Origin of the sequence: Streptomyces sp. NPDC087310 (assembly GCF_044744405.1) — a bacterium.
In the GTDB taxonomy this organism is placed as follows: domain Bacteria; phylum Actinomycetota; class Actinomycetes; order Streptomycetales; family Streptomycetaceae; genus Streptomyces.
This window is the reverse complement of sequence record NZ_JBIUYF010000009.1, coordinates 174,572-190,540: the sequence shown is the minus strand read 5'-3', so window position 1 is coordinate 190,540 and position 15,969 is coordinate 174,572. Positions and strand designations below refer to the sequence as shown.

The window sequence follows — 15,969 nt, the reverse complement described above, 5'->3', positions numbered from 1 at the left end:
ACGATCGCGGCCGGCACTTCGCGGTCGCCGTGCCGGCGTCGGCCGCCGCCCTGAGGTCGTGACGGAGCCTCCGGCACCACCCGCCGGAACAACTCCCACAACTCATCCGGCACCAGACACTCGGGCCGCTCGACCGGCCTTTCAGGGTTCTCACCCTGTTCGCGGGCGACTTCGGATCGGTGGATCGTCCGTCGGTGCGATCGGTGCCTGAGCTCCTGGCCGTGAACCGGCGTCGGGGCACCGCTCGTTCAGTCGCGGCTCATGGCCTGTTTCCTGGACCATGTGGTGGCGTCAGCTCCGTAACGAGCCAAGAGGCGTGCGAACTGGATCTGTTCCTCCGGCGACCAGGCGGCGGTGATCTCCAGGAACACTCTTCGCTGTTCAGCGGCGAAGCGGTTGCGTTCGGCCTCGCCGTGCTCGGTGAGTTCGAGCACGGTGCGGCGCCCGTCGGACTGGGACGCCGCTCGGCGCAGCAGCCCGTCCTCCATGCAGGCGGCGACGGTCCGGCTGGCCACCGGCTGGGCTACGCCCATCTCGGCGGCGAGGCCCCCGACGGTCATCTCGTCCGGCGCATCGGCGATCACATTGAGTACGAGGTTGCGGGAGAGGTCCTTGCCGGATGCCGGTGCGCGTCGTCGCAGACGTGACAGCGCCGGGCCGATCTGGTCCAACGCCAGGTCGTCGGAAGGCTGCTCGGAGAAAGACGCGCTGCTCATGTGATCGAGTCTAGGCTCCGCCCGCACATTTGCATACCAGTAGGCAAGTGCATAGCATTGGGTATGTAAATATTTGACGAGTGAGGAACGAGGCGGACTGCTATGGCGCTCACCGCGATCACCAACGCGCAGATCTTCGACGGGGAGAAGACGGTAGGCGTGCGGACCGTGGTCATCGACGGCGGGAGGATCGCTCATGTCGGTGGCGAGGCTCCTCAGGGCAGCGAGATCGTCGACGGCGGCGGGGCCACACTGCTGCCGGGACTCATCGACGCCCATGTCCACTCCGCTCCGGGTTCCCTGGCGCTCGCCCTGCGGTTCGGGGTGACGACCGAACTGGAGATGCAGGGGATGAACACACGGGAGAACCGGGGGCTTGTCGCCGAGGATGACACCGTGGCTGACGTGCGCTCCTCCGGCTTTGCCATCACACCGCCCGGTGGTCACCCGAGCGAGCTGATGCCGGAGGGTTTCCGGCCGAAGTGGGATCTGCCCCCGGTGATGCCCCTGATGCCGTTCTCCACCACTCCCGAGGAAGCGGCCGCCTTCGTGCCCCAGCTCCTCGCCCGGGGGTCCGACTTCATCAAGTTCATGATCGACGACGGCAGCGTGGAGGGGCACCCCGGGCTGCCCTCGCTCGATCAGGCCACCGTGAACGCCGGTGTGGCCGAGGCCAAGAAGTACGGTGCCCTTACCGTGGCCCACGCGCTGACCGTGGAGGCCACCAGGATGGCCGCCGAAGCCGGCGTCGACGGTGTGACCCACGTGTTCATGGACCAGCCGCACACCGCCGAGATCATCGCCCTCATCAGGGATGCGGGCATGTTCGTCATTCCCTGCATCAGTCTCAATGCCTCGATGATGGGGATCACCGGCAGTGAACTTGCCGACGACCCCCGGGTCGCCGCACGCCTCGACAGCGAGTGGGACCGGACTCTGCGCTCCAGCTACGACCGTTACCCGCAGGGCAAGCTCGATGATGTGTACGACACCGTGCGCGCCCTGGACGCCGCCGGCGTCGACGTGCTGGCCGGCACCGACGTCTCCATGCCCGAGACGTTCTTCGGCGGCCTGGCACACGGAGCGAGTGTGCACCACGAACTGCAGTACCTCGTGGCTGCCGGCCTCACGCCCTCACGGGCCCTGCGCGCGGCCACAGCGACCACAGCCCGCCGCTTCCGCCTCAGCGACCGGGGCCGCATCGCCGAGGGACTCCGCGCCGACCTTCTGCTGGTCGACGGCGACCCGACCAGCAATATCAGCGACACCCTCAACACCCGTGCCGTCTGGCGCCGAGGCACCCGCCTGGCGGCATGACCGCAGACCCTCTCCGTGAGCCCGCCGAGGGCACCCGCTCGCTTGTCCACCAGTGCCGGTCGCCGCTTTCCTCGCGCACCGTCAGCCACCTCGCCGATCTGCTCAGGCGCCATCTGAAGGCGATTCGGTCCAGGTGGCGGATTCTGCCGCCGGTCAGGACCGCGGTGATCGTCCTGGCCGTGCTGCGTCACGATCAGCGTCTGGCCGACATGGCCGGCGGCAACGCGGTGCGTCGCCTCCACAGCCCGGGGGACGCGCTCGACGCCCTGCTCACCTGGGCCGGCGAGCGCCTGGGGACACCGTTGTCGGTGGACGGCCCGGCCGCGTACCTCGGCGTCTCGCCCCGTACCCCGGCCCGACGCCTCGCCGATCAGCTCGGCACGACCCCGGGCGCCTGCCGACGAGCGTTCCGGGTCCCCTGACCCACGGGACCGGCTCCGGTGCCGCGACGGGCAGTGTGTGCGGGACGGGGCACTAACCTCGTCCTCGACGGACGCACACCAGCACCCGAAGGGCAGCACCATGGCCTCGATGCCGCAGAAGATCACCACCTTCCTCATGTTCGAGGGCAGGGCCGAGGAGGCGCTGACCTTCTACATCTCGCTGTTCGAGGACGCCGAGGTCGTCGACATCTCCCGCTACGGCGCCGACGGCCCCGGCGAGGCGGGCACGGTCCAGCGCGCCACGTTCTCGCTCGCCGGACAGCGGTTCATGTGCATCGACAGCCACGTCAAGCACGCCTTCGGGTTCACTCCCGCGGTGTCGCTGTTCGTCGAGTGCGCCACCGAGGCCGAACTCGACCGCCTCTACGGCGCCCTCGCCGAAGGGGGCACCGAGCTCATGCCCCTGGGCTCGTACGGCTTCAGCACCAAGTTCGGCTGGGTGAACGACCGCTTCGGCGTCTCCTGGCAGCTCAATCTGCCCGAGTGACGGCCGTACCCGATTGGCGTGAATGGCGGTGTTGCCCCTGTGCTTCGAGGTGCGCGAGCCTGCTTCGTCATGGATCGCGAACGAAGCAACACCGCCGCCTTCTCGCTCTCCCGCCGTCAACTGCTGGCCGCCGCGGGCGCCACCACCGGGGTCGCCGTCATCGGTGCCACCCCGGCGGCCGCACGGTCGCACACCGGGCTCTCGCTCTCCTTCACGACGGCCACCAACGGCGCGGCGACGCTCTCACCCGCCGGGGACCGGCTGATCGCCGAGGTCCAGAACGTCCTGTGGTCGGTGCCGCGTACCGGCGGCACGGCCGTGCCGCTCACCCCGGCGGGCCTCGAACCCAACCGTCCCACACACTCCCCGGACGGCACCCTCATCCTGTTCTGCGCCTACCAGGGCGGCGGATACCACCTGTGGACCATGCGGCCGGACGGAACCGATGTACGGCAGCGGACCGAAGGGCCCTGGGACGACCGGGGCCCGGTCTGGTCCCCGGACGGCACCCGGATCGCCTTCGCCTCGGAGCGCGCGGGCGACCCGGTGACCGGCGGACCGTACCGCATCCATGTCCTGGACCTGCGGACCGGCGACATCACCCGCGTCACCGGGCTCGCCGGGCAGGAAGGTCCCCATCAGGACGGTGCCTGGGAGGACTTCGACCCCACCTGGTCGCCGGACGGTGAGCGGATCCTGTTCGTACGGGCGCGGGCCGTCACCACCGCCACCGGGCTCGCCCTGGACGCCCGTACCGTCGCCGCCGTCCCGGCCGGGGGAGCGGGGCCGGTCGTGGTCGCACACACCGAGGCCGAGCAGGCCGCGCAGGTCATGGCACCGGCCCTCGCGCCGGACGGCCGCCGGCTCGCCTATCTGCGGACCACGGCGCCGCCCCACGCCTCCTGCGCGCTCGTCGTCGACGGCAAACCGGTCACCGTCACCGGGGACCTCGCGGCCGTCCCCCCGCGCTGGACGGACCGGGGAGAGCTGCTGCTCACGGTCGACGGCCGCTTCACCCTCGTACGCCCCGGACAGCCGGAGGAAGCGGAGACCATCCCCTTCGAGGGGGCGCTCCCCGTGGACCGGCCGCGGTACCGCGTCAAGGAGTACGACCTGGGGGAGGGGCGGGCGCGACCGGTGCGGGGCATCCATCTGCCCGCCCTCTCGCCCGACGGACGGCAGGTGGCCTTCGCCGCCCTCAACACGCTCTGGCTGGCCGGTACTTCGGGCGCCCGGCCGCCCGAGCGGCTGCGCCGGTCGTCCGCCACCCGCTATCCGCTCGGACCGGTGTGGGCGCGCGACGGGCGCTCCCTGCTGTACGCCGACGACCGCGACGGACTCCTCGGCGTGTACCGGCGAGATCTGGCCACCGGCGACGAGACAGCGCTCGCGACGGGCGGCCGGGTGCATCCGGCGCTCTCGCCCGACGGCACGAGGCTCGCCTGCCTCGACATGACCGGCCAACTCGTCGTCCGTGACCTGGCGACCGGCGCGGAACGTGTCCTCGTGGCCCCGCTCGGCGGGGGCGGGCTGCCCGGCCGGCCGAGCTGGTCACCCGACGGGCGGTACCTCGCCTTCTGCGACCGCAACCGCCTCAACCTGCGCTTCAGGGAGGGCTACAACCTCATCCGCGTCGTGGACACCACGACCGGCGCCGACCGACTGCACGCCGTCGCGCCCCATGTGTCGATCGCCGACCGGTACGACTCCGGGCCCGTCTGGTCACCCGACGGACGCTGGATGGCGGTGATCGTGGAGTCCGCGCTGTGCCTGCTGCCCGTCGCGCCCGACGGCACCCCGCGAGGAGCGCTCCGCACCCTGACCGACGAACCGGCCGACCACCCCTCCTGGTCCGGCGACTCCGGCACACTGATGTACCTGTCGGGCTCGAAGCTGCGGCTCATCGGCACCGACGGCACCCACGCCCGCACCGTCCGCGTACCACTCGACCGGCGCACGCCCACCCCCGCCGACACCGTGGTGCACGCCGGGCGGCTGTGGGACGGCACCGGTGACGCCGTACGGGACGACGTCGACATCGTCGTACGCGCCGGCCGTATCGCCGCGGTCGAACCGCACCGCGCCGCACGCCCCGGCGCCCTCCGGCGGATCGACGCCTCGGAACGCACGGTCGTCCCCGGCCTCTGGGACACCCACACCCACCCGTGGCAGAGCACCTACGGCGGACGCCAGACCGCCGGCCAACTGACCTACGGGATCACCACGGCCGTGTCCCTCGGCGGCTTCGCCCACGAACAGGCCCGTATCCGCGAGGCGGTGGCCGCAGGGCAGCTCGCCGGTCCCCGGCTGCTGACCACCGGCGAACTCCTCGACGGGGCCCGCGTCGCTTACAGCATGGGACGCGCCCACCGCACCCGCGAAGGGCTGCGGCGCTCCCTGGAGCGAGGCGCCGCACTCGACTGGGACTTCGTCAAAACCTATGTGAGAGCGCCCGGTTGGGTGATGGAGGAAGCGGCGCGGTTCGCGCACGAGCGACTCGGAGTGCGGGCCGGCAGCCATCTCCTGTCGCCCGGCGTCCAGTTGGGACAGGACCTGACGACGCATCTGCAGGCCACCCAGCGCGGCGAGTCCGGGCACGCGACGACCGCGTCAGGACACGCCTTCGAGGACGTGGTGGAGATCTACGGCGCGCGAGGAGTCAACTTCAGCCTCATCGCCACCCCGTTCACCGCCACACCCCTGCTCGGCGCGGATCCCGGGCTCGCCGACGACCCCCGGGTCACCGCCGTGATGCCGCCGTGGGACGTCGCCGCGGTACGGCAGTCGGCGGGCGTGGCGCCGACCCCGGCCCAACTGGCGACCCTGCGCACGGAGACCGACGTCTACCGGCGGGTGCTGGCTGCGGGCGGTCTGGTCGCCCTCGGCACGGACGCGCCCCTCGTCCCGGTCGGCCTCTCCCTGCACCTGGGCCTCCGGGCGCTGCACCGGGGCGGGCTGTCGCCGGCGGCCGCGCTGCGCACCGCGACCGTACTGCCGGCCCGGCTCTTCGGAGTCGACCGGGACCTCGGCACGGTGGAGCGGGGCAGGATCGCCGACCTGACGGTGGTGGACGGCGACCCGTTCACGGACTTCGACACGCTGGTACGGACCGTGTCGGTGCTCAGGGGAGGTGTGCCGTACACGACCGAGGACCTGGTGGCCGCGTTCGACACCCCGGCACGCCGCACCGCCGCCGGCGGTGAGGACGACTGGCTCGCGGTGGGCCGGCTGATGAGGCGGGACGGCTGCTGCGACCCGGGGGTCTGAGCGAGGACGCGTGAGGTGGTCCCGGCGTCGCGCCACCGGCGCCGGGCACGGGCTCAGTCGAAGGCGAACGGGTCCCTGGGCGTCTCTCTCTGGTCCTTGAACAGCCCTTCCGGCGGGGTGTCGAGCGGCAGTGGTTCGCCGCTCCGATGACCGTCGACGCAGTGGGCGAACGGGCCGGTGACCGGGTCCATCAGGACCCGCATATGCGGGTCCGCATGGTGGAGCCACCAGTTCGACATGCCCAGGGCGCCGTCGAAGCGCAACATCTCCCAGGCCCGCCAGACCGCGTCCAGCCGGGAGAGCGCCGGAACATGGGCGAACCACTGCGGGCACCAGACCTGCCCGGAGCCGGGGGCCGGGCGGGGAAAGAAGTAGGCGAACCGCTCGGTGACGAATTCATGGACGTTCCCGTAGAACAGCTCTGCCGATCGGGCCACGCTCTCCTCGTCGCGCCGGATGGCGTCGAGCGACTCGTCCTGCCGCTCTTCACGGGGTGCTGTCATGGTGTCCTGCTCCTCTGCCTAGCTGTACGTCGAGGGCCTCGTCGTGGTGGCCGATCCGGTCCAGGACCCTGGCGAGCACGATGAGGGTCCATCGCAGGTTGGCCTGGGCCTGCGTGTTGCCCGGGTCCTGATCCGCCAGGCCCTGATAGATGCGGACGGCCTGTCGGGCCGGTTCCACCGCACGGACCGCCCGGCGCCAGTCGTGCCGCCCGCACAGGCTCACCGTGTGGGCCAGCCGCTTGAGGAGCAACGCCACCTGGTCCGGTGGCCGGCCCGGGCGGTCGGCCAGCACCTGGCAGACCTCCTCGGCCTGGCGGACGGTGCGCCAGGCCGTGGAGAGGGGCCCCGCCATCGCCTGTCCCTCGGCCAGCCGCAACAGGGCATGGGCGAGCGGCTGCTCCTGGCCGTCACGGTCCGCGACGAGCAGCTTGCGGCGCAGGCGCACCTCGTGCTCCGCGACCGGGACGCAGTCGCGGAAACGGCTCGTCTCCAGGAACGCGTAGGCCAGTTCCGCGCAGGTGTCCGCCAGGTTCGCCTCATGGCTCGCCTTCTCCGCCGCCAGCTCCACGCGCAGCTCGTACGCCTCCCGCAGGGCGCGAACCGCGCGTTCCTCCGTCGTCCAGGACCTCGCGTAGCTCGTACCGAGGTTGTGCAGGCACAGGGCCAGCCACTCGCGGCCCTCCTCGCTGTCCCGGGACAGCCGGCGGTGGTGCGGCAGGGCCTGGCGCAGCAGGATGCGTTCCGCGACGGGACGGCCGAGCCTCCGGTACAGGTAGGCGCCGTCGAGGAGGCTGAGGGCGTACCCCTCCGCGTAGAAACCGGGGGCGTACTCGCTGAGCTGCCGCAGGATGGCGAGGGACTGTCCCAGGGGAGCCACCGCGTCCGTCCGGCGGTCGAGGGCGTCGTAGGCGAGGGCGAGATCCAGCGCGGTTCCCGACTGGGCGTTCAGATTGCTCGCGCTGAGCGGCAACGGGGCGTGTGCGTAGATCTCCAGGGCCTCCTCGAAGGTCTCCACCGCCGCTCGGTGGTCGCCCCTGCGCGCATGGAAGGTGGCGAGCGCGCTGACCGAATGGGCCAGGCGGGGGTCCGCGACACCGTACGGGGCGCGTGCCAGGGCCCGGCGGTGCTCGATGGCCTCGCGGATGAACTCCTGCGCCGCCGTGTGGTCCCCCTCGTTGGAATGCCCCCAGGCCAGGTTGTGCAGGATCTGCGACAGGGTGGAGCCGTGGGCTTCGGGAGCTTCCCCGGCCAGCGGGCGCAGCAGTTCCTTCGCCTCCAGCTCCAGCGCCACCACCTCACCGTACGGTCGCGAGGCGACGCTGTAGTCGACCGCGAGGCCCATCAGGGCGCGCGCGAGGTCGGCGGCGTACGCGTCGGGGTTCTCCTTCGCCAGCCGGCGCGAGGTCTCCACCGCCTCCTCGCCCAGAGTCAGCGCCTCCGGATGCCGCCGCAGGCGCCAGAGGTTCGCGCCTCGCTCCGTCAGTGTCGTGGCGAGCAGCAGCGGATCCAGTTCGGGGTACCGGTCCACCAGCGGGCGGGCGCGCCGGACGGCCTCCTCCGTGTGCTCGTCGGAGCGGGCGATCTGGTCGAAGGGAATCGCGCTCGGATCGAGCTGCCAGACCGCCTGTGCCTGGTTGACGAGCGCCCGCACCAGTCCGCGCTCGCGGTTCTCCCACCCCTCGCCGTGCTGCGCCGCCAGTGCCCGGAAGAGGTTCAACGCCCTGTCGCCCGCGTCGTACGCCTCCATCAGATGCCCGGTCATCCGGCAGGCGTCCGACAGCACCAGCAGCGAATCGGCCAGCTCCGTGCGGTGTGTCATCGCCCCGTCGTCCGCCGTGTCCTGGCGTATCGCCACCGCCTCGACGGCCGCCTCCCGGGCGTCCCCCCAGTCGCCGAGCGCCAGATGCCGCTCGGCCAGGTTGTGCAGCGCCCACGCCCGGTCGCCCAGGGCCCGCGGGTCGTCGCTCGTGGTACGGCACAGGCCGCTCAACTCGCGGGCGACATCGAGGGCGTGGTCGCGCAGGACGTGGGACTGCATCGGCAGCGCGTCCGAGTGCGCGCGCAGCACGGTGGCGGTCAGCGGCGCGTCGGCGGGGACGGAGCGCAGCGCCTCGCGCAGCCGGTCGACGATGGTGTGCGCCTGGTCCGGGCGGCCCTCGTTGGCGTGGGCCACGGCGGACCGGGCCAGTACGGTGAGGGTCTGCACCCGCTGGTGGTCCGGGGCCCGGCCGAACACCCTCCCCAGCAGCCCGCGGTCGGCGACGATCTGCTCCGAGGCGTGGTACTCCGCCAGCCGGTCCGGTTCGAGCTGGCCCCAGTGGCGGCCCTCGGGCGGCGGATACAGGTCGCGCAGCCAGCCGACGATGTCCGTGACGAGCCAGGGCGGTTCGTCGGGCAGCAGCCGTGCGACGGTCTCCCGCGCCTCCCGCTCGTCCTGTGCGGGACACAGCACGGCCGCTGCCACCGCCGGTTCGAGATGCCGCGTTCCCCGGGACCCCAGGTCCCACCCGTCGGCGGTCTCCTGCCAGTACTTCCTCTCGTGGTCAAGGAGTTCGTCCTCCAGCGTCCTCCCGTCCCGCTGGGGCGGCCGGACGCGGCTCAGCAGCGCGGCCAGCGCCGCCATCTGCACGGTCAGCGCCGTCTCGGCCCCGGGGCCCGTCGCGGGGCGGGCGGCCGGAAGAGTGTCGGCGAGCCCGGGCCAGTCGACGTCCGCCGCCCCGCCGGTCACCTCCGCCAGATGGCGGGAGAGGTCCCTGACCGCCGTCCGGAACGCCTCCTCCCGGTCGACGGCGCCGAGGCTGAGCGCGTGCAGCCTGGTCTCGGGCAGAGCGCCGGTCGCCCGGGTGCCCCAGGAGCCGAGCGACCGGGCGAGCAGCAGCAGCCGCACCGGATGCCTGACCTCCCGGGTCTGCTCCCGCACCGTCCTGACCAACTCGGGCCGGGTCTCGGCGTAGTCGATGACCAGCAGCAGCGGATGCTGGACCGAACGCAGCGCCCGCAGGTCACGAGGGTCGTGGGCCACCTGTCCCACGACCCAGCCGTGGTCCCGCATCCGGGCCATCAACTGCCGTGCCAGCCGCGTCTTTCCCTGCCCGCCCGGAGCGGTGAGCACGCGGGCGGCGAGCGGGCCGTCCGGATCCGCCCGGCACCACTCCTCCAGGTCGGCGAGCGTGTCCTCCCTGCCGTGGAACGACACGACCTCGGCGTCGGCCCGCAGCAGCATGATGGGGGACGGTACGTCGCGCCGGGGCGGCGCCGGATCCAACAGGCCGACGAGCTCGGCCGGTTCGAGCCGCGGGTCGACGCCGGCCGCTTCGCGGACGACCTCGCGGAAGCCGTCGGAGGCCAGCAGGTCCTCGCTGCGGGTGTACGTCAGCCGGGTGCCCTGGTGCGGCCGGCGGTCCGCTCGCACCACGCCCAGGAGCAGCTTCTCGCCGAGCGGGAAGACGGCCGCGCCCGACATCCCCGACCACGGGGTGGTCCGGTCGGCGGTTCCGGGGTCGAGGCCCGAGGTGTCGATGTCCAACAGGCCGATGTCGTCGAGGATTTCGAAGGTCGCGCCACCGTGCGGCCTGACCCGGCCGACCAGCGCCGCCTGGTTCCGGCGGTCCGCGGTCCGCTCCTGCCGGGGGAATCCCGTCGCGGTGAGCCGCAGTTCGGTCCCGCCCGTCACACAGTGGCCCCAGCGCTGCGGGTGGCGGCCCCGGGCGCCGAGCAGGGTGTCCGGCGTCGGCCAGTCCCGGACATCCGCGGGGATCTCCAACAGGGCGGCGTCCACCGTCTCGTCGAGCCGGCGCCAGCGCGCCGCCACGGGGAACCGCGCCGCGGAGTCCGGGAGGGACACCGTGATGTCTCCGTACGCGTCCGGCGCCAGCAGGTGCGCGGCGGTCAGGACGAGCCGGGGTGCGATGAGGTAGCCGCTGCCGAAGCTCGCGCCACGGACCTGGACGACCTGCTTCCACTCCATGGGCCTGTCCCCGGACTACTCGACGTCGCCCACGGCCACGTCGCCGCCCCCGCGCCGCTCCGGGGTCAGGCGCAGGGTCACACGCTGGGCGGAGCGTGTCGAGCGCTCACCGCGGGCCTCCGCCTCGGCGACCCCGAACCGCAGCTTCCCGCCACCGTTCTTCGCCCGGACCAACTCGATCTCGAACTCCGCGGTGATCTCCCCCAGGACGAAGCGCAACGAGGAGTCCTGACCGCGCCGTTGAGCCTCCGAAAGCTGGGACCGCAGTACCTCGATGGCGTCGGCCAGGTCCAGCCAGCCGTCACCGTACTCGTCGCGTGCCATGACCTACCCCCGTCACCGCGTTCTTGGCCGGTGGCCATGCTAGTGCCCCTGACGCGGGGCGCCGCCGGTGAGGGTGCAGCCCTTGCCGGACGGGTTCAGCTTCGATCCCTCGGTCGGACAGACCTTCGCGACCTTCGCCTTCAACTGCGCGTAGCCGATGTGCGCACCCCGGGATCACCGTACGACCGTCGCGCGACAGTGCTCAGTCCCGGCCGCGGGCGTGTTTGAACCTGGCCAGCGCCTCGGACAGCTCCACCAGCGGCTCCGGGTAGTCGTACCGCGCGCGCTCCGCCCCCCGCCCGCGCGCCCTCCACGGTTCGTGGACCGCGCCGCCCTCGATACCCCGCAGTTCGGGCACCCAGCGGCGTACGTACCCGCCGTCCGGGTCGTACCGCTTCCCCTGGACCACCGGGTTCAGTACGCGATGGGGCCGGCTGTCCGTCCCGGTTCCCGCCACCCACTGCCAGTTGAGCTGATTGTTCGCGATGTCGCCGTCCACCAGCAGGTCCAGGAAGTGGCGGGCCCCGACGCGCCAGTCCACGTACAGCGTCTTCACGAGGAAGCTCGCGGTGAGCAGCCGGCCCCGGTTGTGCATCCACCCCTCGTGACGCAGTTGCCGCATGGCCGCGTCGACCACCGGATAGCCGGTGCGCCCCGCCTTCCACGCCTCGATCTCGGCGGCGGCCGTCGCCCCGGTGCGCCAGCGGTCGTGCCGCGTGCGGTAGTCGGTGCGGGCCGCCGACGGGCGGGCCGCCAGGACCTGATGGTGGAAGTCCCGCCAGCAGAGCTGCCGTACGAAGGCGTCCGCGCCCGGTCCGCCCGCAGCCCGGGCCCGGTGGACCAGTTCGGCGGGGGAGAGGGTGCCGAAATGCAGATGGGGCGAGAGCCGCGAGGTGGCGTCGCCCGCCAGATCGTCATGGTGGTCCTCGTACCGGGCGAGACCCGTACGGCGCCAGGCCGTCAGGCGCCGCCGCGCCGCCCGCTCGCCGCCTTCGGCGAGCCCTTCCGAGACACCGGAGACCTCCGCGCGGGACGGCAGCGCCTCCGATCCCACGTCGCGCGGTACGGGCACGGTGCGCGGCGCGCCGAGCGGGTCCCGGATCCGTTCCCGGGACCACCGCCGGAAGTAGGGCGTGAAGACCGCGTAGTGATCCGTACCGGACCCCGCCGGTGTCACCGCGCCCGGCGCCACGGCGGTCACCACGGCGTCGTGCACGTGCAACCGCCGCCCCTGGGACTCCAGGGCCCCGCGCAGTCTTCCCTCGCGACGCAGCGCGTGACCGCTCACACCACCGGCCACGTACACGTCCCGCGCCCCCGTGCCCGCGGCGACCCGGCAGACCTCCTCGGCCACCTCGCCCGACCTGACCACCAGCCGGCCACCGCGCTCCCGGAGCCCCGCGTCCAGGTCCCGGAGACAGTCCGCGAGGAACGCCCGGCGATTGGGCACGGCGAAGCCCAGCTCCTCGATGCGCCGGTCCCGGACGAAGAGCGGGACCACCTCGTCGGCCGCCGCGAGCGCCGCGCGCAGCGACGGGTTGTCGTGCAGACGCAGATCGGAGGTGAACAGGACGACGGCCACACTCATACGGCTGCTCCTGTGACGGGCCGGGCGGGGTCAGCGCCCTGGTTCGCCGCGCGGGCGATGTTGCGTGCCATCCCGCCGAAGACCACCGCGTGGAAGGGGGAGACGCTCCACCAGTAGGCGTGCCCCAGGAGTCCCCGTGGATGGAACAGGGCCCGCTGGCGGTAGCGGGAGCCGCCGCCCTCCCGCTCGTCCACGTACATCTCCAGCCACGCCAGCCCCGGCAGCCGCATCTCGGCGCGCAGCCTCAGCAGCCGCCCCGGTTCGATCTCCTCGACCCGCCAGAAGTCCAGCGAGTCCCCCACGCGCAGCCGCTCGGCGTCCCGGCGGCCGCGGCGCAGCCCCACCCCGCCGACCAGCCGGTCCAGCCGGCCCCGGACGGCCCAGGCGAGGGGGAACGAGTACCAGCCGTGCTCGCCGCCTATGCCCTCGACGACCCGCCACAGGGCGCCCGGTGAGGCGTCCACGTCCTGTTCCCGTACGTCGGTGTAGAGACTGCCGCCGGCCCAGTCGGGGTCGGTCGGCAGCGGATCGCTGGGCACCCCCGGGACCGAGGCCGAGGACCACCGCGTGGTGACCTTCGCCTCGCGGACCCGCTGGAGCGCCAGCGCGAGCGCCCGGTCGAAGGTGAAGGGCCGGCCGGGCAGCTCGGGGACGTAGCGCGTGATGTCGTGCTCCCGGCAGACGACCTCGTAGCGCAGCGACTCCGCGAGGGGGCGCGCGATCGACCGCGGGACGGGGGTGACCAGGCCGATCCAGTGACTCGACAGGCGGGGCGTCAGCACCGGGACCGGCACGATCAGCCGACGGGGCAGCCCGGCGGCCCGCGCGTACCGCTGCATCATGTCGCGGTAGGTGAGGATGTCGGGGCCGCCGATGTCGAAGGCGCGGTTCACGTCCCCGGGCATCCGCGCGGCGGCCACCAGACAGCGCAGCACGTCGCGTACGGCGATCGGCTGGATCCTCGTCGACACCCAGCTCGGGGTGACCATCACCGGAAGGCGTTCGGTGAGATAGCGCAGCATCTCGAAGGAGGCCGAGCCGGAACCGATGATGACGGCGGCGCGCAGCGCGGTCGTCGGCACGCCCGAGTCGAGGAGGATCCGGCCCACCTCCGCGCGGGAGCGCAGGTGCGGCGAGAGTTCCTCCACGGGGACGTCGTCCGGGGTCAGACCGCCCAGATAGACGATGCGCCGTACGCCCGCGGCCCGCGCCCGCTCGCCGAAGACCCGCGCCGCCGTCCGGTCGGTCGCCTCGAAGCCCGGTCCGGCGGCGAGGGCGTGGACCAGGTAGTAGGCGACGTCGATCCCCCGCATCGCGGCGCCGACCGAGGCCGCGTCGGTGACGTCCCCCTGGACGATCTCGACCCGCTCCGCCCACGGATGGTCCCGCAGCTTCCCCGGGGTACGGGCCAGACAGCGCACCGTATGGCCCGCCTCCAGCAGCTCGGGGACGAGACGGCCGCCGATGTACCCCGTCGCCCCTGTCACCAGGCAGCGCAGCCCGGCCTCGGATCCGGCCTCGCTTCCGGTCCCGGTCTCCTCGGCTTCCATGGCGCCTCCGTATCGGCTCGTACAGGTACTCCCACCGTGTACGCACCGGGCTCGTTCCGCCTCACGACGGCCACGGACAGGGCGGTCGGCGAGGAGCCAGCCCCAGTGCCGTCAGTTGGCGGGTCTCCGTCGACTCGATGCGCGCCGCCTGCGGTTCCGTGAGGACGTCGCACACCCAGTCCCAGTGCAGCGCCACCAGATCGCCGGGCGCCAGCCCCGGGAGCAGGGACCGGCCGCCCGTCGACCAGCGTACGGATTCCCGGCGGGGCGGTCCCGGGGCCAGATGGGTGCCCGTCCAGCGCAGCGGACGGGACTCGACGGTGGCGCTCTCGCCGCTGACCGTGCGGACCACGCCCGTACGGATACGGCACCGGTCGAGGACGGAGAGCGCCGTCGGGGTGGCCGGGGTCCGCAGCAGCCGGGCCCACGGGTACACGTCGAAGACCTGGAAGCTGTGGTGCGCGAGGGCGCGGTCGGACGCCTCGCGCCACGTACCGCCCTGCTGGCCGCCGAAGCGCTCCCGCAGCCGGGCCAGCAGGGCCTCCGGGGCCGTCAGGTCCAGGAGTTCGTTCCCGATCCAGTACGCCTCGACCACCCGCTCGTCGAGCGGATCGGCGAGGCCGGCCGTCTCGGCGAGCAGTTCGAGGTAGCACCAGGCGCCCTCGAACCGGCGCGCGTGGCGCTCGATGCCCGCCGTCTCCTCGGTACGGAGCAGGGCCGCGGCGTCGGCGGGCCCGCAGTAGCCGAGTTCGTTGGGCGGGTAGGCGTACCGCGCGAAGAGGACCGCGCCCCGTTCGCTCATTCAGCAGATCCGCGGGAGCTGTTCACCGACCGGGAGGCCGACCACCCGGGAGCCGCCGAGGCCGGTCCTGGCCACCACCATGCCGGGATGGCCGGGCACACAGGTGCCGATCCGGCGGGCCCCGCGGCCCAGCGGGTGCGCGGTCAGCGCCGCGAGGATCCGGTCGGCGGAATCGGCCGGCACGACGGCGACCAGTTTGCCCTCGTTCGCCACCTGGAGCGGGTCGAGCCCCAGCAGGCTGCACGCGTCGCGCACGGTCTCCGGTACGGGCAGGTCCCGCTCGACGAGTTCGATGCCGACCCCCGAGGCGGTGGCGATCTCGTTGAGCGAGGCGGCCACCCCACCGCGGGTGGGGTCGCGCAGTACGTGGATCCCGGCGCCGGTGGCGATCATCGCGGCGACCAGGCCGTGCAGGGCCGCGGTGTCGCTCTCGACCGTGGTGCCGAACTCCAGGCCCTCCCGGCAGCTCATCACCGCGATGCCGTGCACCCCGATGTCGCCGCTGATCAGCACGGCGTCACCGGGACCGGCGCGGTGCGGGCCGATGTCGACACCGTCGGGGATCACACCGATCCCCGAGGTGTTGACGTAGACACCGTCCCCGCTGCCGCTGTCGACGACCTTGGTGTCGCCGGTGACCAGTTGGACCCCCGCGGCCCGCGCCGCCGCGCCCATGTCCTGGGCGATCCGGCCGAGTTCGCCCAGCGCGGTCCCTTCCTGGAGGATGAACGCGCAGGACAGGAAGAGCGGTACGGCGCCGGACATCGCCAGGTCGTTGACGGTCCCGTTCACCGCGAGGTCGCCGATGGATCCGCCGGGGAAGAACATCGGCTTCACCACGAACGAGTCCGTGGAGAAGGCCAGTCGTGTGCCGTCCCCGACGGTGAGCACGGCGGAGTCGCCCAGTTCGGACGCCGCGGCCGAGCCGTACGCCGGAAGGAACAGGTGCTCGACCAGTTCGGCCGACATCGCACCGCCGCCGCCGTGCCCCATCACGACCGTCGG

General features: G+C 72.8%; 12 protein-coding genes. 4 read left to right on the top strand and 8 right to left on the bottom strand.

Features of this window, described 5'->3' with window-relative positions:
- Nucleotides 1-248: 248 nt before the first annotated feature.
- Entirely contained in the window at nt 249-716 is a 468-nt protein-coding gene (locus ACIO3P_RS31575) for a MarR family winged helix-turn-helix transcriptional regulator (RefSeq protein ID WP_329826583.1), read from the bottom strand.
- Nucleotides 717-818: 102 nt separating this feature from the next.
- Between ACIO3P_RS31575 and ACIO3P_RS31570 the strand changes: the two genes are divergently transcribed.
- The 4 genes from ACIO3P_RS31570 to ACIO3P_RS31555 all read left to right on the top strand — a co-directional run bounded on the left by ACIO3P_RS31570 (nt 819) and on the right by ACIO3P_RS31555 (nt 6,230).
- Nucleotides 819-2,033, top strand: coding sequence for an amidohydrolase family protein (locus ACIO3P_RS31570; protein ID WP_329826584.1), 1,215 nt, complete (start codon nt 819-821; stop codon nt 2,031-2,033).
- On the top strand, nt 2,030-2,455 hold the full coding sequence (locus ACIO3P_RS31565; RefSeq protein WP_329826585.1) for a hypothetical protein: 426 nt from the start codon (nt 2,030-2,032) through the stop codon (nt 2,453-2,455). Before ACIO3P_RS31570 ends, ACIO3P_RS31565 begins: the two co-directional genes overlap by 4 nt.
- 109 nt (nt 2,456-2,564) lie before the next feature.
- Complete coding sequence (locus ACIO3P_RS31560) at nt 2,565-2,963, top strand: VOC family protein (protein WP_329826586.1); 399 nt, start codon at nt 2,565-2,567, stop codon at nt 2,961-2,963.
- A gap of 69 nt (nt 2,964-3,032) precedes the next feature.
- Nucleotides 3,033-6,230: an amidohydrolase family protein gene (locus tag ACIO3P_RS31555; protein WP_401849970.1), complete on the top strand. Its 3,198-nt coding sequence runs from the start codon at nt 3,033-3,035 to the stop codon at nt 6,228-6,230.
- Nucleotides 6,231-6,283: 53 nt separating this feature from the next.
- Here ACIO3P_RS31555 and ACIO3P_RS31550 read toward each other — a convergent pair whose 3' ends face one another.
- From ACIO3P_RS31550 to hypE, 7 genes are all read right to left on the bottom strand, one after another.
- Entirely contained in the window at nt 6,284-6,733 is a 450-nt protein-coding gene (locus ACIO3P_RS31550) for a DUF4913 domain-containing protein (RefSeq protein WP_329826588.1), read from the bottom strand.
- Entirely contained in the window at nt 6,717-10,700 is a 3,984-nt protein-coding gene (locus tag ACIO3P_RS31545; protein WP_401849969.1) for a tetratricopeptide repeat protein, read from the bottom strand. The genes ACIO3P_RS31550 and ACIO3P_RS31545 overlap by 17 nt, the downstream gene beginning before the upstream one ends.
- 15 nt (nt 10,701-10,715) lie before the next feature.
- The gene (locus ACIO3P_RS31540) at nt 10,716-11,024 is read right to left on the bottom strand and encodes a trypco2 family protein (protein WP_329826590.1); all 309 of its coding nucleotides are present in this window, start codon (nt 11,022-11,024) and stop codon (nt 10,716-10,718) included.
- Between the two features lie 202 nt (nt 11,025-11,226).
- Entirely contained in the window at nt 11,227-12,612 is a 1,386-nt protein-coding gene (locus ACIO3P_RS31535) for a cryptochrome/photolyase family protein (protein WP_401849967.1), read from the bottom strand.
- Nucleotides 12,609-14,162, bottom strand: coding sequence for an SDR family oxidoreductase (locus ACIO3P_RS31530; protein ID WP_401849966.1), 1,554 nt, complete (start codon nt 14,160-14,162; stop codon nt 12,609-12,611). The genes ACIO3P_RS31535 and ACIO3P_RS31530 overlap by 4 nt, the downstream gene beginning before the upstream one ends.
- A 61-nt stretch (nt 14,163-14,223) precedes the next feature.
- Nucleotides 14,224-14,964 carry a DUF6390 family protein gene (locus ACIO3P_RS31525; protein WP_401849964.1) on the bottom strand — a complete coding sequence of 247 codons (741 nt, stop codon included), beginning with the start codon at nt 14,962-14,964 and terminating at the stop codon, nt 14,224-14,226.
- Nucleotides 14,965-15,957 (bottom strand): hydrogenase expression/formation protein HypE, encoded by a 993-nt coding sequence (hypE, locus tag ACIO3P_RS31520; RefSeq protein WP_329826703.1) that lies wholly within the window; start codon nt 15,955-15,957, stop codon nt 14,965-14,967.
- Between the last annotated feature and the right edge of the window lie 12 nt (nt 15,958-15,969).